The sequence below is a fragment of the Micromonospora zingiberis genome, assembly GCF_004331455.1.
Lineage (GTDB): Bacteria > Actinomycetota > Actinomycetes > Mycobacteriales > Micromonosporaceae > Micromonospora > Micromonospora zingiberis.
In genome coordinates, this window is record NZ_SJJR01000003.1 from 124,035 (window position 1) to 144,890 (window position 20,856).

A 20,856-nucleotide genomic window follows, 5' to 3' on the forward strand; every position below is an offset into this window, starting at 1 on the left:
TCACGCCTCCAGGTCAGGCAGCACGGTCGGCAGCACCCCGGCGGCGGCAGCGATGGCGGCGGGGGTGGTGTCGAGGTGATCCAGCAATCCGTCCACATAGGACACATCGACCCGGACTTTCTGCACCCGGCCGTCGACGTCGCGCATGACGAATTCTCGGAAACCGAGGCGGTGGGCGGAGGTCGCGTCGGCGGTGGAGAGCGAGGCGAGGGTCGCCTCGTAGCCGTCGTCGACCGGTACCCGTAGCAGGCGTAGCGCCTCGGAGGCGATCTCGGCGTCCTCGGCGATCCGGCCGACGAAGACGGTGGAGACCAGGTTCTGGACGTCGAGACCGAGGATGTCGCGGGGGTTCTGCGAGGCGACCAGCGCGGCGAGGTTCCACTTGCGGGAGTCCCGGGCGAGGCGGACGAGGAAGGAGCGCCCGGAGCGCCACCCTTCCATGAAGTGCGCCTCGTCCAAGCCCACCAGCTTGCGGGACGACATCGAGCCGCCGTAGCAGCGGCGTACGGCCAGCCGGTGGGCGGTGTGCAGCATCGGCAGGGCCAGTGCCTCCTCGGCCGACCAGTACTCGCGTTCGATCTTGAGGTCGGGCAGCCGGAGCCCGGCCATGGTGATCACGGTGAGCGCCGCGTCCGCGCCGAGCAGTCCGTCCGGTGGCCGGCCGAAGAAGAGCATGGCCAGCGGCATCTCGGCGGTGTCGAGCAACAGGTTGGCCAGTTCCCGGCCGGTGTCGTCGTCGAGCTGCCCAAGGCAGCTGACCACGTCGTCCAGGGTGGAGGTCTCCTCGGCCGGCACCTGGCGTACGGCGTGCCGGAATAGCGTCGCGGTGGACGCCTCGCGAGCCACCTGCGGCGGCACCAGCATCATGCAGATGTCCTGCACCAGCATCCGGCGTTCGGCTCGGGCGTTGGAGACCGCGATCTCGAACTCGCGATCCCCGGCGGCTCCGGCGGCGAACTCGCTGCGCAGCGGCGTCGGGATCAGTGAGTACGGCGCCAGGGTGCCGTGCTCGGACCCGGTCAGGTTGAGCACCCGGGAGTACGGCCGCAGCTCCGGCATCGCGCAGAGGCGGGCCAGTGGGCCGGACGGGTCGAGCAGGGTCACCTGCACGCCTCGCCGGGCTGCCAGGTAGCCCAGCGCGCCGAGCAGGGTCGACTTGCCACCACCCGGCTCGGCCACGAAGACCGCCAGACCGGAGCGCTCGCGTACCTCCATCGGGAAGTGCAGGTCGAGGAAGACGGGCCGGCGGCAGGTGCCGGCGGTCCGCCCGATCAGGTCGCCACGGCGGTCGCCGACCGTGGACGCGGCCTGCGGCAGCGCCGCCGCCAGCAGGTGAACCGGCATCCGCCGGACGTATCCGGTGTTGGCGACCGGCTCGCCGGGGATGAACTCCCGGGCCAACCAGTCCTGGTTCTTCGGATGTTGCAGCGAGACGCGCAGTTCCCGGGAGTAGAGCTGGATCAGGCGGCGGGCCCGCTCCAGGCATTCCTCCCGGGTCCGTCCACCCACCGCGATCCGGTGCCAGCCGTGTGCCCGAGCGGAATCCACCGGCAGGCCGGTGGTCATCTCGTCGCCGATCACCAGCGCCCGCTTGGCCAACCGCTCCAGCTCCGGCGGGGCGTCGATGCCGTGTTCGGCGTAGTCGAGTTGCTGCGACCGGATCATCCGCAGCCGGTGTTCCAGGTTGCGGAAGGAGTCACCGGAGCCCAGGATGTCGACCCGGGTGGAGAGCTCCATCGGCCACGGCAGCCGCTCGTGGAAGTGCAGCCAGGGCTCGTGCCGTTCGGGAATCTCCAGCGGCTCCATCCGGCCCACCGCGAGCACGGCCACGTGCCGCTCCTCGCCGGTCATCCGGTTGACCAGCTTCACCGTCGAGCCGTACGGGGTGCGGTAGCGCTCCACCTGCTCGGTGAGGGCGAGCAGGTCACCGCGCTCCCAGCGGCCGTCGGTGATCGGTGAGAGCGCACCCGGGGGCGCCATGCAGAGCGCCACCGACCGGTAGAGCAGCCATTCCAACTCCTGTGCGGTGACCCGCCGGCCACGCATGCCGAACGCGCCGAGCACCTCGTCGAACTGCTCCACGGTGCGGCCCAGCCTGCGTCGTTCGCCTTCGGCGACGCCACGGCCGAAGGTGCGCAGCAGCCGCTCGGTGAGCGAGTCGCCGAGCGAGCGGCGGGCGAAGGTGACGCCGAGGTAGGTCTGGCCCTCGGCGTGGTTCACCGAGAGCAGGTGCCGTTGCGCGGCCACCAGGTGGTCGGCCCAGGCCGGGGTGCCGGGCACGTCGGGCAGCGGGGAGACGGTGTGGGCGTCGATGGTGCGGGCCCACTCGTCGGCTGGGAAGGGGCGGGTGGTGCGGCGCAGGTGCAGCCGGAACCCGGCCAGGCCGGCGTACTGCTCGGAGATCGCCGCGAGTAGCGCCTCGCGTTCCGCGTCCGGCCGGAAGGCCCACCGCACCTCGGGCAGCCAGTACCAGGCGGTCACGGTGTTGGGGGTGAAGGTCAGATGGCCGGCGATCTCGGTGATGGCCAACTCCACCGCCGGGTCGCGGTCACCGAACTTGATTTTCGGCGCGCGAACCCGAGCGGGTTTGACCGGGCGGTCCCGGCGGTCGCCGGACCGCTGCCGGGGTGGGGTGGCGGTACGGGTGGCCGGCGCCGCGGCGGCGCGGCGTGGCGTACGCGGCGCGGGGTCGACCGGCGGGCCACTGTCGCGGTGCGGCTGGTCGTCGGCGGGTGGTCGGGCGTTCGGTAGCCGGTCGCCGGCCGGCGCGGGTGCCGGGGGGTACGGCGGCGCGGGCGCCTGAGCGCGCGGCGGTGCCGCTGGCTGGGCGGGCAGGGGTGCCGGTGCGGGGGGCGGTGGCAACGGCACGGCCGGGCTGGTTGTCGCGACGGTGTCGTCGACCGGTCTGCCGGGCGGCGCGACCGGCGGCGGGCCGGCGGGCTGGGTGGGCAGCGGGGGCGGCGCCGGCCGGCGGGTCACCGGTGCGGGTGCGGTGGGGGCCGCCTGCTGCGGCAGGGCCCGTGGTGGAACGCCGTTGCCCCGCTGGGCGGAACCAGGCCGGGCATAGGTGCCGCCGAACAGGTCCAGGAACGGTGAGTCGATGTCGGCGCCCTCGCGGGGGGCCGGCGTGCCCGGCGTGGGCTCGGCCGAAACCGCTCGACGCTGCGGTGGGCGGGGCGCCTGGAACACCCCGACACCGCCGTGTCCGGGGGTGGTGGCCAGCGCCGGATCGAGCGAGGTGTCGTCGAGCTCCCCGGATTGCGGGTAGTCGAACGATCGCGCACGGTTACCGTGCGGTGCGGCCGAACGACCGGCCGGGGATCCCGGCGTGGAGGAGCGGCTCATGCGATCGCCCTGCCCGCGCCCGCAGCGGTCAACCGGTAACCACGTGGCGGCTGCGGCTCCGCCTCGCGTCTCGCCGGGATCACCGGCGAGCTCTCCGACGGCCGGTACGGCGTGCAGCCGGTCATGCCAGTTCCTCCCGGATCCTGATCCCGCTGCCGACCAGGCGCGGGTCGCGCTGCTCGGCGGCCGGCTCCCGGGTGCGTCGCCAGTCGGTCAGCGCGGTGCGGATCACCATCCGCGCCGGCCGGTCCGGGTCGACGTACCGGAAGACGAACGAGGTGGTCACGATGGCGAGGGCGATCTCCCACGCGGGGAAGAGCTCGACCTGCAACGTGAACAGCCAGTGGATGAACATGTAGAGGGGAACGAGCAGGATGAACAGCCCGTACTGGGCGTACGGCAGGTGGACCGGAAGGGTGTAGCCGGGCGGCCCGAGATAGACCAGGCGGGCCCGGTAGATGTCGTCGTCGGTGCGCAGCCGCATCTCGTGCCCGCGCCTATTCGAAGATCAGGTTGATCAGGAAGTCGCCGATGAAGAAGAGGGTGGCGGCTCCGGCGATGAAGGCCAGCCCGACGATCGCGATGGCGGAGCTGGTGAGCACCTTGGAAATCTCGCCCCGGCTGGCCCGGCCGATGAAGATGACGCCGAGCACGGCGAGCAGGATCGGCGCGATCTTGCTGGCGAAGAAGGTGACGACGCCCTCTGTGTTGATCCCCTTCGGCTCCTCGGCGGCGAGCGGGATCGACGATGCCAGGGCGGAGAGCAGGTGGGCGGCGTTGCTCGACGCCGTTTCCATCAGCTCGATGGCGATCACTGGAACCTCCCCAAGTCGCGGCCGGCGGCGCCGCGGTGGTGCAGTAGGCAAGCGTTGCGGGATCGGTGCTTACTCTGCGCAGCGCCCGAGACCCTGCGTGCGTCACTCGCCACGGAAGGTGGCGATTTTTGGGCGGATTACCCCGCTTCGGCCCTCCCCTCCAAGCGTCGCCATCTCGATGCTGGGCAATTCCACAGCGTACGGCCCGCCCCCCTTTGCGACAAGCCGCGAAGAGTCTGCCCGATCCGACCCGGACGACCGATCGTACACATGTTTCAATTCCCATGTCAGGGCCGGGACCCGGGCTGATCGCGGCGGCCGTGACGACCGGTACCGTCTAGTCGTGACCGATCTGGTACGGGCCCCGGCCCCGGTGGTGATGGGCGTCCTGAACGTCACGCCCGATTCGTTCTCCGACGGCGGACGCTACGCCGACGTCGGAGCCGCTGTCGCACATGGAGTCCGGCTGCGTGACGAGGGTGCGGGGTTGGTTGATGTCGGTGGCGAGTCGACCCGGCCCGGTGCCGACCGGGTCGACGCCCGGACCGAGGCGGCCCGAGTGGTGCCGGTCATCCGCGAACTGGCCGGCGCCGGCGTACCGGTCAGCATCGACACCACCCGGGCCCGGGTCGCCGAGGCGGCCCTCGCGGCCGGTGCGGTCGTGGTGAACGACGTCTCCGGCGGGCTGGCCGACCCCGACATGGCCCGGGTCGTCCGCGACGCCGGCTGTCCGTGGGTGCTGATGCACTGGCGGGGTCACTCCCGCCGGATGAACGAGCTGGCCCGGTACGGCGACGTGGTCGCCGACGTACGCGCCGAACTCGGCCAGCGGGTGGCGGCAGCCCTCGCCGCCGGGGTGGCCGCCGATCGCATCGTCATCGACCCCGGCCTCGGGTTCGCCAAGACGGCCGCGGACAACTGGCAACTCAGCGCCCGCCTCGCCGAGCTGCTGGACCTCGGCTATCCGTTGCTGTTCGGGGCGAGCCGCAAGTCGTACCTCGGTCTGCTGCTGGCCGGATCCGACGGCGTGCCGCGACCCACCGACGACCGCGAGTCGGCCACCGTCGCCACCAGCCTGCTCGCCGTCGCCGCCGGGGCCTGGGGGGTACGCGTGCACGACGTCCGGGCCACTGTGGACGCCCTCACCGTCTGGCAGGCGACCGGCCGGCCCCGGTTGGCCCGGACGCCCGACGACCCGTCGCCCGCCGGGCCGGACCCGGCGCACGCCGGCGACCATCAAGGGGTACGGCGATGACCGACCGGATCGCGCTGACCGGCCTGCGGGCGCGCGGCCGGCACGGGGTGTACGACTTCGAACGCGTCCAGGGGCAGGACTTCGTCGTCGACGCGGTGCTGGAGTTGGATCTCGCCCAGGCCGCCCGTTCCGACGAGGTGACCGACACCGTGCACTACGGCGAGCTGGCCGAGCGGCTGGTCGCGGTGATCACCGACGAGCCGGTCAATCTGATCGAGACCCTCGCCGACCGGCTGATCACCGTCTGCCTGGCCGACCCCCGGGTCTGCGCCGCGACGGTCACCGTGCACAAACCCGAGGCTCCGGTCCCGCACACCTTCACCGACGTGGCCGTCACCATGCGCCGGAGCCAGGTCCGATGACCCGCGCCGTACTCGCCCTCGGGAGCAACCTCGGGGACCGGATCGCTCACCTGCGTACCGCCCTGGCGGTCTTCGGTGATCAGGTGCTGGTGACGTCCGGGGTGTACGAGACCCCGCCGTGGGGCGACACCGAACAGCCGGCGTACCTGAACGCCGTGCTGCTGGTGGCGGACCCGGATGCCGGCCCGTACGACTGGTTGACCCGGGCCCGGGAGGCGGAACAGGCCGCCGGCCGGGTCCGCGACCCGCGACGCCGGTTCGGCCCTCGCACGCTCGACGTCGACGTGATCTCGATCTGGACCGACGACGACGAGCCGGTGCTCAGTGACGACCCGGAGCTGACGCTGCCGCACCCCCGGGCGCATCTGCGCGCCTTCGTGTTGCGGCCGTGGATCGACATCCAACCCTACGGCCAACTGCCCGGACATGGCTGGTTGACCGATCTGCTGACCGCCGGGCCGGCGGCAGCCGAGGTCGCGGAAGTGCGTCCCCGCCCGGATCTGGCGTTAGAGTCGACGGCATGAGCGAGCGGCGAGCGAATGATCGACGCGGTGCCGTGGCGCCTCATCACGGCATACCGCGCAGGTGGCCGACATGACGCAGTCCCCACCGCCCGACGGTTCGCGGATGGGCCCCACCCGCATCTCGACCCTGGTGGTGACCGCCCTGGCCGCTGCCGCGGTCGCCTGGCTGCTGATCAGCAGTCTCTACTACAACCGGCTGCCGCCGCTGCCGTGGCTGCCGGTGGTCACCCTGGCCGGGCTCGCCGTGCTGGAGGCGTACGCCGCGATCAACACCCGGGGCCGGATCGAGCGGCGGCCGGGCCGGGATCCGGTCAACCCGCTGGTGGTCGCCCGGTTCGTCGTGCTCGCCAAGGCCTCCGCTCTGGTCGGGGCGATCTTCGCCGGCTTCTACGCGGGGCTGGCCGGCTGGTTGTTCGTCCAGCCGACGCGGGCCGCAGCCGATGACCGGCCGGCCGGCGTCGCCGGCCTGGTGGCCTCGGTCGCCCTGGTGGCGGCAGCGCTCTGGTTGGAACGATCGTGCCGGGTTCCGGAGCGGCCGGAGGACGAGCGCGAGCCCGACGACTGGGAATCTCGCCCGGGTCGCCCCTAGCCCTGCCTGACCGGCGGGGGGTTACGCCCGGCTGCGCTCGCGGGTACGGTGCCTGCGACCGCAGGGCAAGCGGCGAACACCAATACGCCCTCTCGTCGAAGCAGTCCGGGCGGCCGCTGGAAGGCAGGGATCATGGCGTACGACGAACCAGGCCGGGGCGGGCAGTCGGAGCCGACCCTGGCCGCCCCCGCCGTCGGCGCGGAGCCCGTCACCGAGGACCTCCAGAACGCTGAGCCGGGCCGTGACCGGTTCGGGGTCCACGTGCTCTGGGAGACGCTCCTGCTGTTCGGGTTCGGTGCCCTGGTCTACCTGCTCTGGCGGGAGGATCCGGCCACGCTGCGCGGCAGCGGGCTGCGCGTCCTCATCGTCGCCGTGGTCGCCCTCGGCCTGCTGGCGTTGGCCGCCGGACTGAGTCTGCGTACCGCCGCGGTGAACCTCGCGATCGGGCCGGTCGCGGTCGCGGCCGGGCTGCACTTCGCCGAGCAGTCCGACCGGGGCCTGCTCGTCGCCGTGGGCACGCCCGCCGCGGTGGCCGCGATCGGTGGCCTGTTGCTCGGACTTGTGGTCGTGCTGTTGCACGTCCCCGGCTGGGCGGCGAGCCTGGGCGCGGCGGCCGGCGTGATCGTCTACATCGAGCAGCGTGCCGCACCGGTGCTCGTCCAGGGCGACTACAATCCGCGCGGCATCGCGGGGCAGCTTTTCGTCGGCTTCGCCGCGATCGCGGTGATCGGTGGGCTGTTCGGCGCGATCGGGCCGATCCGCCGGCTGGTCGGCCGGTTCCGTCCGGTCGCGGACCCGGCGCGGCGGCGCGGGGTGGCGGCCGCCGCTGTCACCACCGGTGGGTACGTCTGCTCCACCGTGCTGGCGATGCTCGCGGGCATGCTCGTCGCTTCGGCCGACGGGTCGGTGGCGCCGGCCACCGGGCTGGACTGGACGCTGCTGGCCGTCGGCGCGGCGCTGCTGGCCGGCACCAGCGCCTTCGGACTGCGCGGTGGTGTGTTCGGCACCCTGCTGACGGTCGGCGCGATCGGCCTGTTCCTCACGTACGCGCAGGCGCGCGGCTGGACCGTCAGCCGGTGGACGGTCGGTGGGGTCGCGCTGGCCGGCGGGCTGGTGGTGACCCGGCTGGTCGAGAGGTACGGCCGCCCGGCGGCGGAGCCTCCGGCCCGCCCGGTGTCGCCACCACCGGTCGGGCCGCAGCCTGGCGCGGGCTGGGCGATGCCCCAACCGGCGCCGGTCGGTGACTGGCCGCCCGTCCTGCCGACTCAGCCGACCGGCAGCCCCGCCGATCCGTGGGGCCCGCGCCGGTGGGAGACCAACGCGCCGGTGTGGCAGGCCGACGACCGGTGAGCGGGCGCCGATGGTTCCAGCGGGCCGTCGGCGAGCCGAATGTGATCTCGGCGGTTAGGCTCGGCAGCATGACCGACACATCATCGAGCTCCGGCCGGTCGTTCGAGGAGTTGGACGCCCTTTCCACCGAGGAGCTGCGTGAGCGGGCGTTCGACCTGGCTCGGGAGCGCCGGGACGTGAGGTTCTTCTGGTCGGTGCTCCGGCACCTGCCGAACGCCGACGAGGCCGCCGCGCTCGACGGTGCCCCGAACTCGGTGGGGCCGACGGTCGACGAGGCGGTGGCCCTGTGGCGGGAGATGACCGGTCACGGTTACGAGGAGTCGGCCCCGTTGCTGCGCGCCGCCTTCATCGACTACCTGATGAAGCACTGACCGCAGTCTCCGGCGGTGCCCGTGCTCGGTGGTGGGCCCGGCCCGGCATACCACCATAAAACGCGCCCCGCGTTTGCCCATGTCGATCCGCTGGGAACTAGCGGGCCATGGCTCTCACCAATCGATACAAGTCCGCACCGGGCGCCGGCACGCTCGCCGCGCTCCTCCTCGTCCTGATCTTCGGCAGCCCCTGGTACGCCGACTGGGCCAGGAACAACACCGATCCCGACAGCGCCGGCGGCTGGTTCCTCAGACTGCTCGCCTGGCCCGCCTGGCGGTTCGACTCTTCCGACTCGATCCAGGAGATCTTCGCGGCCGACCTGAAGGCGATCCTCGTGGTCGTCCTGACCTTCGTCTTCCTCTACCTGCTGCCCGGCTCCCAGTTGGCCCGCGCCCGGGGCACCCTCAGCCAGCTCTTCGCCGGCTGGGCGGCGTACGTCTTCGCGGGAGCCCTGGCCGCCCTGCTCACCGCGCTGATCCGGACCAATCCCTCGCTGCTCGGTGCACTCCAGGCCGCCGGCGACGGTGCGGAGTACGGGCTGTTCACCGGCTGGATCGTCGGAATCGCCACGCTGGGTGGCTACCGGGGCCGCCGCTGACGCCGAGGCCGGCCCGGGAACCCGGTTTCCGTGGCCGGCCCGTTTTCTAGCCGGTCGGTTCGGCGAGTGCCAGCACGCGTTCCCGGCTGAGCACGCCGACCGGCCGGCCCTGCTCGGTGACCACGGCCTGCCCGCCGGCCGAGGTGAGCAGCACGGCCAGCGCGTCGTACGCCGAGCCGCCCAACGGCACCGTCGGCAGTGCCGCTACGCCATCGCTGGGCAGCGGTTCGAGTACCTCCCGGGTGACCGGGGTGACCACCAGCCGGCGGATGCCCCGGTCGGCACCGACGAACTCGCGGACGAACGGCGTGGCGGGGGCACCGAGCAGAGCCGCCGGGGTGGCGTACTGCTCCAGGTGGCCGCCCTCGGAGAGCACCGCGATCCGGTCGCCGAGCCGGACGGCCTCGTCCAGGTCGTGGGTGACCAGGACGATGGTCTTGCGTACCTCGGCCTGCAACCGTAGGAACTCCTCCTGTAGCCGGGTCCGCACGATCGGGTCGACGGCGGAGAACGGCTCGTCCATCAGCAGGACCACCGGGTCGGCGGCGAGCGCCCGGGCCACGCCGACCCGCTGCCGCTGACCGCCGGATAGTTCGTGGGGATAGCGCCGCCCGAACTGCGCCGGGTTCAGCCCGACCAGGTCCAGCAGTTCGTCGACGCGCCGTCGGGCGCGATCCTTGGCCCAGCCCAGTAGCCGGGGCACGGTGGCCACGTTGGCCGCCACCGTCTGGTGGGGGAACAGCCCGACGTTCTGGATCACGTAGCCGATCTGCCGGCGCAGGCGCACCGGATCGGCCCGGGTGACGTCGGAGTCGCCGAGCATGATCCGGCCGCTGGTCGGTTCGATCAGCCGGTTGACCATCCGCAGCACCGTCGACTTGCCGCAGCCCGACGGGCCGATCAGGACGACGAGTTCGCCCGCGTCGACGTGCAGGCTGAGATCGCGGACCGCCTCGGTGCCGTCCGGATAACGCTTACCGATGCCGTCGAGGGTGATCGACGCCGCGCGCTGACCGTCGTCGGCGGCCGGGGTACCGTCCACGTATGTCCTTCCGCCTGAGCTACCGGGCCGACCCGGGTAACCCGTGGTTCACCTGGCAGTACGTGCGGGACAACTCTGACACGGTGCTGGCCGCCCTGCGGGACCACACCACCCTCACCCTACGGGCGGTGCTGATCGCCACGCTGATCGCCGTCCCGCTGGCCGTGGTGGCGTACTGGTTCCGACCGCTCACCGGGCCGATTCTCGCACTCACCGGAGTGCTCTACACCGTCCCCTCCCTGGCCCTGTTCGCGTTCATCGCGCCCTATCTGGGCATCGGCGTCGCGACGGTGCTCAGCGTGGTGGTGCTGTACGCGCTGCTGGTGATCGTCCGCAACACCGTCGCCGGGCTCAACCAGGTGCCGGCGGAGGTGCGGGAGGCGGCCGAGGGCATGGGGTACGGCCGGTGGGGCCGGCTGCTGCGGGTCGAACTGCCGCTCGCCCTGCCCGGCATCCTCACCGGGCTGCGGCTGGCCACGGTCTCCACGGTCGCGCTGATCACCGTCGGTGTGGTGATCGGGCGCGGCGGGCTCGGGCAGATCATTTTCGCGGGCTTCAACAACAACTTCTACAAGGCGCAGATCATGACCGGGACACTGCTCTGCGTCCTGCTGGCACTCGTGCTGGATCTGCTCCTGGTCGGCGTCGGCCGACTGTTGACCCCGTGGCTGCGCGGGCGGGTCGGATGAGGGGCCGGGCGGGTGGCGTGACCGACCGGAGGCGTCGATGAACCCCGTACAGCAGGCAGTGGTCTGGCTCAACGATCCGCTGAACTGGACGAACCCGGGCGGCATCCTGGACCGGCTCGGCGAGCATGTCAGCATCTCGGCCGCCGCGGTGCTGCTGGGCTGCCTGGTGGCCTGGCCGCTCGGGCTGTGGCTGGGCCACGCCGGGCGGGGTGGCGGGCTGGTCGTGCTGATCTCCAACCTCACCCTGGCGGTGCCCACGCTGGCCCTGCTGACCATCCTTCCGCTGACCTTCCTCGGCTTCGGCCGGCCGGCCGTGGTCGTCGCCCTGGCGGTCTTCGCGGTGCCGCCGCTGCTGGCCAACGCGTACACCGGGGTCCGGCAGGTCGACCCGCAGACCCGGGAGGCGGCCCGGGGAATGGGCATGACCGGGACGCAGGTGCTGCGCCAGGTCGAGTTGCCGCTGGCGATTCCCTACCTGGCCGCCGGGTTCCGGACCGCCGCGGTCCAGGTGGTTGCCACGGCGGCCCTGGCGACCTTCGTCAACGGCGGCGGGCTGGGCGAGATCATCCGGCTCGGGTTCGGCCTGAGTATCGCGGTGGGCGGCGGCCAGATCCTCGCCGGCGGCCTGCTGGTCGCCGGGCTCGCGGTCGGCGTGGAACTACTGCTCGGGTTCGTCGAGCGGCTGGTCACCCCGCGTCCGCTGCGCCGCGCCCGGCGTCGCGCCGCGCGCCGTGCCGCGGACGCGGTGACCGGTTCCTGACCCGATCCCCCGACTGCTGCCGCGACCCGGCGGCCGGCTCGGTGTGGATGGATGGTGACGTTCCGATGACGAACACCTCACAGAAGTTGTCGGTGGTGGTCGGCACGATGTTGGGTGGATCAGCGGGCGGCCGAAAGGCGGATCGCCCGTCGGACACGCGGCCGGCCCGATCGGGTCGCGCCGGGACACGGAAGGCGGGCTTATGCGCGCAGGTAGAAGACTGTCCATCGCGGTTGTCGGCGCCGTCGCCGCGGCAGGTGTGCTGGCCGGGTGTGGCGAGGCCGGTTCGTCCGGCACGGAGGCGCCACAGCAGGCCGCCTCGGGCGAGGGCTGTGCTCCGGTGGCCGGCGAGCAGCTGATCGCGCTCGCGGACGACAAGGCCCTACAGAACGCTGACAACATCATCCCCGCGATCAACACCAAGGTCGCCACGCCGCAGGTCGTCGCGGCGCTCGACAAGGTCTCGGCGGTGCTCGACACCCCGAAGCTGGTGCAGCTCAACAAGGCGGTCGACGTGGACCGCAAGAGCGCGCAGGCGGCGGCACAGGAGTTCAGCTCCGCCAACGGGCTCGCCGACGGCGTCGAGAAGGGCCCCGGCGGGCGGATCACGGTGGGTGCGGGGAACTTCACCGAGAGCGAGATCATCGCCGAGCTTTACAAGATCCAACTGACCGCCGCCGGTTACCAGGTCACCGTTCAGCAGATCGGCAACCGCGAGCTGTACGAGCCGGCGCTGGAGAAGGGTGAGATCCAGGTCGTCCCGGAGTACGCGGCGACGATGGCCGAGTTCCTCAAGGGCAAGACCGGCGGTGGCAGCGATCCCGTCTCCTCGCCCGACGTGGAGAAGACCGTCATCGCCCTGCGCGGCCTCGGCGAGCAGGTGGGGATCAGCTTCGGTCAGCCGGCGGCTGCCCAGAACCAGAACGCCTTCGCGGTGACCAAGGAGTTCGCCGACAAGTACGGCGTACGGACGCTGTCCGAGTTGGCCGCGAAGTGCTCGGGTACCGCCACGGTGCTCGGCGGCCCGCCGGAGTGCCAGGAGCGCCCGTTCTGCAAGGCGGGCCTGGAACAGACCTACGGGCTCTCGGTCGGCTCGTTCTCCTCGTTGGACCAGGGTGGTCCGCTGACCAAGACCGGGCTGCGCAACGGCACCATCAGTGTCGGCCTGGTCTTCTCCACCGACGCGGCCTACGCGACGGCCTGAGTCACCGCGTACCGTCCGGCGCCCTCGGCTGAACTGGCCGGGGGCGCCGGGTCGTTGCTGCTCCCAGCCCGGCCCGGGGGAAGGCCCCCGAACTTCCGGGGCGACAGCTGCCACCGAGCCGTTCCCAGGTAACGCAACTCTCGGTAGGCTGCGGACCCATGCCCGCCCCGGTGCCCGCGGACCCGCGCAACAAGCAGCTACTCACCGCCCTTTTCTGGGGCGGGGTGGCGTTGGCCCCGGTCGCGGCGCTGATATTGCTGGTCGCCGACGGCAACGGTCCACTGCGGTTCGCCGCGGTACTGGCCATCCTGGCCGTGGTGTTGATCGGGCTTTCCATCGCGCTGCGTACCGACAGTGGTCGCCAGGAGAACGCGGAGGAACTGCGCGAGGAACTCGACGAACTGCGGCGCGAATTGCGTGGCGAGATCGTGGCCGCCGCGCAGCGCGGCAATCAGGCCCTGGACGAGGCCCAACGGGTCCAGCAGGCGCTGGCCGGCCTGCGCCGTCGGGTGGAGGCGGCAGGCGCCCCGGTGACTGGCGGAGAGCCGGCTGGCGGCGGTCGGGCCCGGGTGGCGGCAGCGGAACCCGAGGCGCCGGCCCAGGCGGGGGAACGGCCCGCCAGCCCGAGCGGGGTCTACGGCTCGGCCCAGGGGGCGAACCACGGCGCCGGCCCGGCCGGCCGGTACGACGAGGAACAGGCGGGTGCCGGGTACGCCGAGCGCCCGCCGGCGGGGTATGCCGGCGACCGTCCGGCGACCGGCTCCGCCGGGGTCTACGGCGCGGCCGCCCGCCCCGACCACGAGGGTGCCCGTCCGCTCGGTGTGGTCCGCCACACCGAAACCGTGCACGTCACCACCCGGCACACCATAGTGGACGGTGGGGTCGGTGAGTCCGGAAGCCGCTACGGCGGCTACGCGGCGCCATGGTCGGCGCAGCAGGAGGAACGACCACGGGGCGGACCCGGCGCGGACCGTGACGACCGACAGTGGCCCGACGCGGACGATCGCGGGCGCCGCGACGACGAGCGGGCCTGGTCCGGACCGGCTCGCGAGGAGGAGGCCGCCTGGTCGGAACCGCGGGCGGAACGCCAGTGGTCCGGACACCGTGACGAGCGGTCCGCGCCCCGTGACGACCGGTCCGCGTACCGCGACGACCACTCCGGTGCTGGCGACGACCGCTCGGGTTACCGTGACGACCGCCCTGCGTACCGCGACGATCGCGCCGGGCAGCGTGATGATCGCGGCTGGGGGGCACCGCGCGACGAGCGAGGTTGGGACGACGGCGGACAGCAGTGGGAGGCTCCCGCCGAGGCGGCACCGGCCGGCCGGCCGCAGCGTCCGGACGACACGGGCGAGTACTGGGCGCAGTTGCGCGCCGGAGACCGCTGGGCCGCCGTCCGCGACGACGACCGGGGACGCGAGTTCCGGGTGGGTGAACGCCGCGCCGAGGTACACGCGGACCACACCGGCACCGAGTACCGGATGGAGGACCGCTGGGCCAGCGTGCGTCGCGACGAGCCGCGCCGCGCCGCCGACGGTGACGAGGGGCGACGGGACGGCTGGGGCGAGCCGGAGGGCCGGGCCGCACTGCCCGCCGGTGGCGTGCCGGTGCCGGAGGAATGGCGGCCACCGCGACAGCGCGGACACCAGCCCGAGCCGGCTCGCGGACACCAACCCGAAGCAGCTCGCGGATACCAGCCCGAAGCCGCCGGGGGATACCAGCCCGAGCCGGCCCGGGGGTACCAGCCCGAAGCGGCCCGCGGGTACCAGCCCGAAGCCGCCGGGGGATACCAGCCCGAGCCGGCTCGCGGATACCAGCCTGAAGCGGCCCGGGGATACCAGCCGGAGCCAGCTCGGGAATACCAGCCGGAGCCGGAGCCCTACGGCCGACGGCACCGGGCCGAGGACACCGGCTATGGTCCGCCGGCCCAGGACCCCAACAACCGCTGGCGCTGATCGGACCCGGCCCGGCACGATCAGCCGCCGGGCGTCACGTCGACCGGCTCACTTGTCGATGTCGCCGACCACGAAGAACATCGAGCCGAGGATGGCGATCAGATCCGGCACCAGACAGCCGGGCAGCAGGGTGGCCAACGCCTGCACGTTCGCGTACGACGCGGTGCGCAGCTTGAGCCGCCACGGCGTCTTCTCACCCCGGGACACCAGGTAGTAGCCGTTGATGCCGAGCGGGTTCTCCGTCCAGGCGTAGGTGTGTCCCTCGGGCGCCTTGAGCACCTTCGGCAACCGGGTGTTGATCGGCCCGGTCAGCCGGTCCACCCGGTCCAGGCACTGCTCGGCCAGGTCGAGTGAGGCGTACACCTGGTCGAGCAGCACCTCGAAACGCGCGTGGCAGTCACCGGCGGTGTGGGTGACCACCGGCACGTCGAGCTGGTCGTAGGCCAGGTACGGCTCGTCGCGGCGCAGGTCCAGGTCCAGCCCGGAAGCCCGGGCGACCGGCCCGGAGGCGCCGAACGCGGCGGCGTCGGCGGCGGAGAGCACGCCCACGCCGACCGTACGGGCCAGGAAGATCTCGTTGCGCCGGATCAGGTTGTCCAGGTCGGGCATCCGGCGGCGCACCTCACCGATGGCCGCCCGGGCCCGGCCGGTCCAGCCGGACGGGACCTCCTCCTTCAACCCGCCGACCCGGTTGAACATGTAGTGGATCCGCCCGCCGGAGACCTCCTCCATCACGGCCTGGAGCGTCTCCCGCTCGCGGAAGGCGTAGAACATCGGGGTGATCGCGCCGATCTCCAGCGGGTACGACCCGAGGAACATCAGGTGGTTGAGTACCCGGTTCAGCTCGGCCAGGGCCATCCGGAGCCAGGTCGCCCGCTCCGGCACCTCCATGCCCATCAGCCGTTCCACGGCCAGCACCACGCCCAGCTCGTTGGCGAACGCCGAGAGCCAGTCGTGCCGGTTGGCCAGCACGATGATCTGCCGGTAGTCGCGTACCTCGAACAGCTTCTCCGCGCCCCGGTGCATGTACCCGACGATCGGCTCCGCGGCGATCACCCGTTCGCCGTCCAGGACCAGCTTCAGCCGCAGCACGCCGTGCGTGGACGGGTGCTGCGGTCCGATGTTGAGCACCATGTCCGTGCCGAGTTGCTCCCCGCCGGTGCCCGCCACCAGCCCGGCGCCGGTGCCGACGGTCAGCTCGCGCAGGTCGCCCGTGGTCATGCCCGCCATCGTGCCATGGCCGGCCGGTAAAGACGGCGCAGCCCGTCGACCGGTCAGGACCGGGCCGGCGGCAGCCGGTCGGCGGGCAGGCCGACCGGCTGCCACAGCCACCAGTGCCCGCCGAGCCCGGCCGGATCGGTCAGTTCGGCCGCCGCCGACGCCGCGGCCAGCGCCCGCACGTACCCGGCCGGGTCACTGGCGGCCAGGCTCAACGGTGGTCGCCCACCGTCGGCCCCGAGCGCTCGCAGCCCGTCCCGCTGCGATCCCAGGAGGTACGCACACCGGGCGACCCGCTCACCGGCGGAGGCGACCGAGTCCATCGCCACGTGCGCGGTGACGTCACACGATCCGTCCGGCACCGGCGGCACCTGCCGCCCGCCCCGGTACCCGGTCAACGTCCCGTCGACCGGCCGTCCCGCCCGCAGATGCCCGTAGTCCACCGCCAACGCCAGTCCCCGGTCGACGTGGCCCACCGCCTCCGCCCACGCCTCGTCCCTGGCGCGCCCGATCTCGGCCAGGTTTCCGGGTCGCCACGAGCGGTCCGTGGGGGTGCGGTCCGTGGAGGTGCGGTCCGTGGGGGTTTCCGGGCAGCCCGACCGGCTCCGGGCGGTCAGGCTTGATCCCTGCGCCGGTCGGGCTGCCCGGAAACCCGACCCGGTCGGGCTTTTGGTGTCTGGTGGGGCTTCCGGGGGGTCCGTCGGGTGGGTGTCCGTCGGGGTTGGCCACCAGGTGGACAGCCAGTCGGCGTCTGCTTGGCTGACCGGTGCACCTGTGGTCTCCTCGCCGGTGGTGGGGTCGACGCGGAGGTAGTGCCAGCCGCCCTGGGCGTGGGTGGCGAGGTCGAGGGGGACGTTGTCGAGCCATTCGGTGGCCAGGAGCAGGCCGGTGATGCCGGCGGGTATCTCGTTCGTCCAGCTGATCTGTTCGGGCAGCTCGGCGGGGCGTGGGGCGAGTTCGACGGCGGTGAACCGGATCCGCCCGGCGAGCGGGACCGGGGCCGCCGCTGCGGTGGGCTCCCGGGCAACCTCCACCCCGACCCCAGCGGACAACGAGCGAAGCAGCTCACCCCGCCCTGCTCCCACGTCGACCACATGAAAGTCACCGGGAAAACCGAGGACACCATCGAGGTGGTGGATCAGCCGGACGAGGGCGGCGGCGAAGGCCGGGGAGGCGTGCACGCTGGTGCGGAAGTGCGCCGCTGGCCCGGCACCGGACACGAAGAATCCGTCGGTCCCGTAGAGCGCCTGCTCCATCGCCTTTCGCCAGGGCAATGTCATCAGCTCGATCCTCGCTTCCCGACCTCGCCGCCGTGCCGATCCGGGGGCGGTGAACGATTTCACACACCCTTGTTTCGGATCCGTGTCCGCGACGCATACTTGCCTCGACCGGTACCCATCTCGAGGACTGGATCGTGACATGAGCGCACCGCTGCGCCCGCACCCGGCCGCCCGTCGGCGGCCGGCGACTGGGCCGTCCGTCGCCACCCCTGCCGGGTTGACCGTCGGCGTCATCGGCGCCGGACGGGTCGGCGCCACGCTGGGCGCCGCGCTCGCCGCCGCCGGTCACCGGGTGGTCGCCACCACCGGTAGCTCCGGTGCCTCGCGGGCCCGCCTGGCGCTGCTGCTTCCCACCGTCGCCCGTCGCCGGCCGGTCGAGGTCGCCCGGGCGGCCACCGACCTGCTGCTGATCTCCGTACCGGACGATGCGCTGGCCGGGGTGGTCGCCGGACTCGCCGCCGACGGCGCGCTGCGGGCCGGCCAGGTGGTCGCGCACACGTCCGGGGCGCACGGTCTGGAGGTGCTGGCCCCGGCCGCCGCGACCGGCGCCCGCCCGTTGGCGTTGCACCCGGCGATGACCTTCACCGGTACGCCCGACGACCTCGGCCGCCTGCCCGGCATCTCGTACGGGGTGACCGCGTCGGCCGAGCTGCGCCCGCTGGCCGCCCGGCTGGTGGCGGACCTCGGCGGCGTACCCGAGTGGATCGGGGAGTTCGACCGGCCGCTGTACCACGCGGCGCTGGCGCACGGCGCGAACCACCTGGTGACGCTGGTCAACGAGGCGGCCGATCGGCTGCGCGACGCCGGTGTGGCGCAGCCCGAGAAGGTGCTCGCCCCACTGCTGCGGGCCGCGCTGGAGAACGCCCTGCATCTCGGTGACGACGCGCTGACCGGGCCGGTGGTCCGGGGCGACGCGGGCACGGTCGCCCGGCACCTGGCGCGGCTGGCGGCCACCGCACCCGAGTCGGTCGGCGCGTACCTGGCGCTGGCCCGGCGTACCGCCGACCGGGCGGTGGCCGCCGGCCGGCTGCGCGGGGCCGACGCGGAGCCGCTGCTCGGCGTTCTCGATCGGGATCCCACCAAGGTGGCAGCGTGAGCGGGATGGCGCGCGTGACCGAACTTGTGCACACCCGCGCCGAGTTGGCCGTGGCCCGGGCCGCCCGCACCGGAACGGTGGGGGTGGTGATGACCATGGGGGCGTTGCACGAGGGGCACGAGTCGCTGTTGCGGGCGGCCCGCGAGCGCGCCGACCACGTGCTTGTGACGATCTTCGTGAACCCGTTGCAGTTCGGCCCGACCGAGGACTTCGACCGCTACCCACGGACCCTCGACGCCGATCTGGAAGTGTGCCGGCGGGCCGGCGTCGACCTGGTCTTCGCCCCGGCCGTACCGGACATGTATCCGGGCGGCGCACCGCAGGTACGGGTCAACCCGGGCCCGCTCGGCGAGGACCTGGAGGGGTTGAGTCGGCCGGGCTTCTTCCACGGCGTACTCACCGTGGTCTTGAAGCTGCTCCAGCTCACCCGCCCGGACCTGGCCTTCTTCGGCGAGAAGGACTACCAGCAGTTGACCCTGATCCGGCGGATGTGTCGGGACCTGGACGTGCCGGTCGAGGTGGTCGGCGTGCCCACCGTCCGGGAGCCGGACGGGTTGGCGCTGTCCAGCCGCAACCGTTACCTCTCCGCCGTCGACCGGCAGGTGGCGCTCGGCCTGTCGGGGGCGCTGCGGGCCGGTGCCGAGGCCGCCGAGGCGGGGCGCGATGCCGGGGCGGTGCTGGCTGCGGCACACGCCGCCTTCGGTGCCGGCGGATCCGGTGCCCGGCTCGACTACCTGGTCCTCACCGATCCCGACCTGGAGCCAGGGCCGGTCCAGGGCCCGGCTCGGCTGCTCGTCGCCGCCTGGGTGGGTGACACCCGGCTGATCGACAACGCCCCCGTCACGTTGCACCCGACGTCCTGAACAGACTCGTACCCGCGAAAGGCGTCCTGATGTACCGCACCATGCTCAAGTCCAAGATCCACCGCGCCACGGTGACCCAGGCGGATCTGCACTACGTCGGCTCGGTGACCGTGGACGAGGACCTGCTGGACGCCGCCGACCTGCTGCCCGGGGAACAGGTGGCGATCGTGGACATCACCAACGGCGCCCGGCTCGAGACGTACGTGATTCCGGGCCGGCGGGGCAGCGGTGTGATCGGCATCAACGGCGCCGCAGCCCGCCTGGTCCAGCCCGGTGACCTGGTCATCCTGATCTCGTACGGGCAGATGGACGACGCCGAGGCGCGTACGTACCGTCCTCGGGTGGTGCACGTGGACGCCGAAAACAAGGTCGTCGACCTTGGCGTCGACCTGTCGACGGCCGCCCCTGGTACCGCCGGCACCCCCGTCCCCAACCCCCTGTCGGTGTAAGGAAGGGCACCTTCTTAACGCCTCGTGAGGTAAAAGGGCTCCTTGCTAACACCTGCGGTCGCCGCACGCCGGGAATCCGGTCTGTCACCGGAAGGTCATTTCTGGTTACGCTGGTACCGCCGTCGGGGGACGGCCGCTGGCTGGGGGAGGCGGCGTCATGCAGCGTGCGACGAGAGCCCTGATCGCGGCCTTTGCCGGCCTGGTGTTGCTGGTGGGCTGCGGTGCACCGCACGGCCTCGACGGCGACCTGGTGGACGACTGGGCGGCCCTGCCCGCACCGGGCCCGTTCACCCCGGCCGCCGAGGTCTGCCACGAGACGGACTTCGCCGATGCGGTGCCGGTCCCGGCGTACGCTCCGGTCGACTGCGCCACGCCGCACCGGGTGGAAACCGTGCACGTCGGTGTCTTTGCCGGCGCGCGGAGCGAGCCACCGCCGATCGCCTCACCTGAACTGCGTACCGCCTTCGCCGACTGCGACCAGCGGACCACCGGCTACGTCGGCGACAACTGGCGGGCCGGCCGGCTGCGGCTGGCGGTGGCGGTCCCGTCCGGGGCGGGTTGGGCTGCCGGGTCGCGCTGGTACCGGTGCGACCTCATGGAGGTGACCACGGCCGAGGCGGGCGCCACGGTGGTGACCCGTACCGGCTCGCTGCGTAATGCCCTGCGGCCACCGTCACCGCTCTGGTTGGGGTGCCAGCAGGCACGCATCGACCGGACCAGGGTGGTGCAGGCCCTGGTGCCGGTGGACTGCGCCGAGCGTCACGACGCCGAGTTCGTCGGGGTGTGGCAGGCGCCCGACCGCCCGTACCCGACCCGCAGCGCGCAGTGGGCGCCGTTCTACGCCGGCTGCCGTACCGTGCTCGCCCGGTATGCCGGCGTGCCCGACGACACCGACCTGGCCTTCCGCAGCGACGTCGTGGTCCGTCCGCCCGGCGCCGGGCGGTGGCGGGTCGGCGACCGGGGGGTCCGTTGCTACCTGTGGCTCAGCGACCGGAAGGTCACCGGGTCGCTCAAGGCGGTCGGACCGGCGGGCCTGCCGATCCGGACGAAGTAGCCGGAAGCACTCGTCCCGCCCCGGCCACCCGAGGCG

The 20,856-nt window shown here is 72.7% G+C and carries 21 protein-coding genes; 15 read left to right on the top strand and 6 right to left on the bottom strand.

Annotated features, from left to right (window positions below):
• From E0H26_RS05900 to E0H26_RS05910, 3 genes are all read right to left on the bottom strand, one after another.
• Positions 1–3,345, bottom strand: a complete 3,345-nt coding sequence (locus E0H26_RS05900; RefSeq protein WP_131301713.1) for an ATP-binding protein — start codon at positions 3,343–3,345, stop codon at positions 1–3.
• Between the two features lie 121 nt (positions 3,346–3,466).
• Positions 3,467–3,829: a hypothetical protein gene (locus tag E0H26_RS05905; protein ID WP_131301716.1), complete on the bottom strand. Its 363-nt coding sequence runs from the start codon at positions 3,827–3,829 to the stop codon at positions 3,467–3,469.
• A gap of 13 nt (positions 3,830–3,842) precedes the next feature.
• A complete protein-coding gene (locus E0H26_RS05910) occupies positions 3,843–4,160 on the bottom strand; it encodes a hypothetical protein (protein WP_131301719.1) in 318 nt (105 codons plus the stop codon).
• A 343-nt stretch (positions 4,161–4,503) separates the two neighbouring features.
• Between E0H26_RS05910 and folP the strand changes: the two genes are divergently transcribed.
• The 7 genes from folP to E0H26_RS05945 all read left to right on the top strand — a co-directional run bounded on the left by folP (position 4,504) and on the right by E0H26_RS05945 (position 9,210).
• Complete coding sequence (folP, locus tag E0H26_RS05915) at positions 4,504–5,415, top strand: dihydropteroate synthase (RefSeq protein WP_240742029.1); 912 nt, start codon at positions 4,504–4,506, stop codon at positions 5,413–5,415.
• Complete coding sequence (gene folB, locus E0H26_RS05920; protein WP_131301722.1) at positions 5,412–5,777, top strand: dihydroneopterin aldolase; 366 nt, start codon at positions 5,412–5,414, stop codon at positions 5,775–5,777. The genes folP and folB overlap by 4 nt, the downstream gene beginning before the upstream one ends.
• On the top strand, positions 5,774–6,301 hold the full coding sequence (folK, locus tag E0H26_RS05925; protein ID WP_131301725.1) for a 2-amino-4-hydroxy-6-hydroxymethyldihydropteridine diphosphokinase: 528 nt from the start codon (positions 5,774–5,776) through the stop codon (positions 6,299–6,301). The genes folB and folK overlap by 4 nt, the downstream gene beginning before the upstream one ends.
• 103 nt (positions 6,302–6,404) lie before the next feature.
• Positions 6,405–6,890 carry a DUF3180 domain-containing protein gene (locus E0H26_RS05930; RefSeq protein WP_420812798.1) on the top strand — a complete coding sequence of 162 codons (486 nt, stop codon included), beginning with the start codon at positions 6,405–6,407 and terminating at the stop codon, positions 6,888–6,890.
• A gap of 132 nt (positions 6,891–7,022) precedes the next feature.
• Positions 7,023–8,240, top strand: a complete 1,218-nt coding sequence (locus E0H26_RS05935; protein WP_131301731.1) for an ABC transporter permease — start codon at positions 7,023–7,025, stop codon at positions 8,238–8,240.
• A gap of 68 nt (positions 8,241–8,308) precedes the next feature.
• A complete protein-coding gene (locus E0H26_RS05940; RefSeq protein WP_131301735.1) occupies positions 8,309–8,611 on the top strand; it encodes a hypothetical protein in 303 nt (100 codons plus the stop codon).
• 107 nt (positions 8,612–8,718) lie between these two features.
• Entirely contained in the window at positions 8,719–9,210 is a 492-nt protein-coding gene (locus E0H26_RS05945) for a hypothetical protein (RefSeq protein WP_131301738.1), read from the top strand.
• 46 nt (positions 9,211–9,256) lie between these two features.
• Here the strand turns inward: E0H26_RS05945 and E0H26_RS05950 are convergent, their stop codons facing one another.
• Positions 9,257–10,252 carry an ABC transporter ATP-binding protein gene (locus E0H26_RS05950; protein WP_131301741.1) on the bottom strand — a complete coding sequence of 332 codons (996 nt, stop codon included), beginning with the start codon at positions 10,250–10,252 and terminating at the stop codon, positions 9,257–9,259.
• 2 nt (positions 10,253–10,254) lie between these two features.
• Between E0H26_RS05950 and E0H26_RS05955 the strand changes: the two genes are divergently transcribed.
• The 4 genes from E0H26_RS05955 (at position 10,255) to E0H26_RS05970 (ending at position 14,860) form a co-directional block, all read left to right on the top strand.
• Positions 10,255–10,941 carry an ABC transporter permease gene (locus tag E0H26_RS05955; RefSeq protein WP_131301744.1) on the top strand — a complete coding sequence of 229 codons (687 nt, stop codon included), beginning with the start codon at positions 10,255–10,257 and terminating at the stop codon, positions 10,939–10,941.
• Positions 10,942–10,978: 37 nt separating this feature from the next.
• Complete coding sequence (locus E0H26_RS05960) at positions 10,979–11,701, top strand: ABC transporter permease (protein WP_131301747.1); 723 nt, start codon at positions 10,979–10,981, stop codon at positions 11,699–11,701.
• A 202-nt stretch (positions 11,702–11,903) separates the two neighbouring features.
• The gene (locus tag E0H26_RS05965; protein ID WP_131301752.1) at positions 11,904–12,905 is read left to right on the top strand and encodes a glycine betaine ABC transporter substrate-binding protein; all 1,002 of its coding nucleotides are present in this window, start codon (positions 11,904–11,906) and stop codon (positions 12,903–12,905) included.
• Positions 12,906–13,063: 158 nt separating this feature from the next.
• Positions 13,064–14,860 (top strand): hypothetical protein, encoded by a 1,797-nt coding sequence (locus tag E0H26_RS05970; protein ID WP_131301755.1) that lies wholly within the window; start codon positions 13,064–13,066, stop codon positions 14,858–14,860.
• Positions 14,861–14,908: 48 nt separating this feature from the next.
• On the opposite strand, the gene E0H26_RS05975 is transcribed toward E0H26_RS05970, so the two are convergent.
• Positions 14,909–16,090: an NADH-quinone oxidoreductase subunit D gene (locus tag E0H26_RS05975; protein ID WP_206024901.1), complete on the bottom strand. Its 1,182-nt coding sequence runs from the start codon at positions 16,088–16,090 to the stop codon at positions 14,909–14,911.
• Between the two features lie 44 nt (positions 16,091–16,134).
• Complete coding sequence (locus E0H26_RS05980; protein WP_131301761.1) at positions 16,135–17,358, bottom strand: SAM-dependent methyltransferase; 1,224 nt, start codon at positions 17,356–17,358, stop codon at positions 16,135–16,137.
• Between the two features lie 139 nt (positions 17,359–17,497).
• On the opposite strand from E0H26_RS05980, the gene E0H26_RS05985 reads away from it, so the two are divergent.
• The 4 genes from E0H26_RS05985 to E0H26_RS06000 all read left to right on the top strand — a co-directional run bounded on the left by E0H26_RS05985 (position 17,498) and on the right by E0H26_RS06000 (position 20,820).
• Positions 17,498–18,454, top strand: a complete 957-nt coding sequence (locus tag E0H26_RS05985; protein ID WP_131301764.1) for a Rossmann-like and DUF2520 domain-containing protein — start codon at positions 17,498–17,500, stop codon at positions 18,452–18,454.
• A gap of 14 nt (positions 18,455–18,468) precedes the next feature.
• Positions 18,469–19,317 (top strand): pantoate--beta-alanine ligase, encoded by an 849-nt coding sequence (panC, locus tag E0H26_RS05990; RefSeq protein ID WP_131302592.1) that lies wholly within the window; start codon positions 18,469–18,471, stop codon positions 19,315–19,317.
• A gap of 29 nt (positions 19,318–19,346) precedes the next feature.
• Positions 19,347–19,766, top strand: coding sequence for an aspartate 1-decarboxylase (gene panD / locus E0H26_RS05995; RefSeq protein WP_131301768.1), 420 nt, complete (start codon positions 19,347–19,349; stop codon positions 19,764–19,766).
• Positions 19,767–19,923: 157 nt separating this feature from the next.
• On the top strand, positions 19,924–20,820 hold the full coding sequence (locus E0H26_RS06000) for a septum formation family protein (protein ID WP_131301770.1): 897 nt from the start codon (positions 19,924–19,926) through the stop codon (positions 20,818–20,820).
• The last annotated feature ends 36 nt before the right edge of the window (positions 20,821–20,856 follow it).

Coding starts and splice junctions, on each gene's coding strand:
- E0H26_RS05935 (WP_131301731.1), top strand. CDS start 7,023: ATGGCGTACGACGAACCAGGCCGGGGCGGGCAGTCGGAGCCGACCCTG.
- E0H26_RS05955 (WP_131301744.1), top strand. CDS start 10,255: ATGTCCTTCCGCCTGAGCTACCGGGCCGACCCGGGTAACCCGTGGTTC.
- E0H26_RS05945 (WP_131301738.1), top strand. CDS start 8,719: ATGGCTCTCACCAATCGATACAAGTCCGCACCGGGCGCCGGCACGCTC.
- E0H26_RS05975 (WP_206024901.1), bottom strand. CDS start 16,090: ATGGCGGGCATGACCACGGGCGACCTGCGCGAGCTGACCGTCGGCACC.
- E0H26_RS05900 (WP_131301713.1), bottom strand. CDS start 3,345: ATGAGCCGCTCCTCCACGCCGGGATCCCCGGCCGGTCGTTCGGCCGCA.
- panD (WP_131301768.1), top strand. CDS start 19,347: ATGTACCGCACCATGCTCAAGTCCAAGATCCACCGCGCCACGGTGACC.
- E0H26_RS05980 (WP_131301761.1), bottom strand. CDS start 17,358: ATGACATTGCCCTGGCGAAAGGCGATGGAGCAGGCGCTCTACGGGACC.
- E0H26_RS06000 (WP_131301770.1), top strand. CDS start 19,924: ATGCAGCGTGCGACGAGAGCCCTGATCGCGGCCTTTGCCGGCCTGGTG.
- folB (WP_131301722.1), top strand. CDS start 5,412: ATGACCGACCGGATCGCGCTGACCGGCCTGCGGGCGCGCGGCCGGCAC.
- E0H26_RS05960 (WP_131301747.1), top strand. CDS start 10,979: ATGAACCCCGTACAGCAGGCAGTGGTCTGGCTCAACGATCCGCTGAAC.
- E0H26_RS05985 (WP_131301764.1), top strand. CDS start 17,498: ATGAGCGCACCGCTGCGCCCGCACCCGGCCGCCCGTCGGCGGCCGGCG.
- E0H26_RS05965 (WP_131301752.1), top strand. CDS start 11,904: ATGCGCGCAGGTAGAAGACTGTCCATCGCGGTTGTCGGCGCCGTCGCC.
- E0H26_RS05930 (WP_420812798.1), top strand. CDS start 6,405: ATGGGCCCCACCCGCATCTCGACCCTGGTGGTGACCGCCCTGGCCGCT.
- folK (WP_131301725.1), top strand. CDS start 5,774: ATGACCCGCGCCGTACTCGCCCTCGGGAGCAACCTCGGGGACCGGATC.
- E0H26_RS05940 (WP_131301735.1), top strand. CDS start 8,309: ATGACCGACACATCATCGAGCTCCGGCCGGTCGTTCGAGGAGTTGGAC.
- E0H26_RS05905 (WP_131301716.1), bottom strand. CDS start 3,829: ATGCGGCTGCGCACCGACGACGACATCTACCGGGCCCGCCTGGTCTAT.
- E0H26_RS05970 (WP_131301755.1), top strand. CDS start 13,064: ATGCCCGCCCCGGTGCCCGCGGACCCGCGCAACAAGCAGCTACTCACC.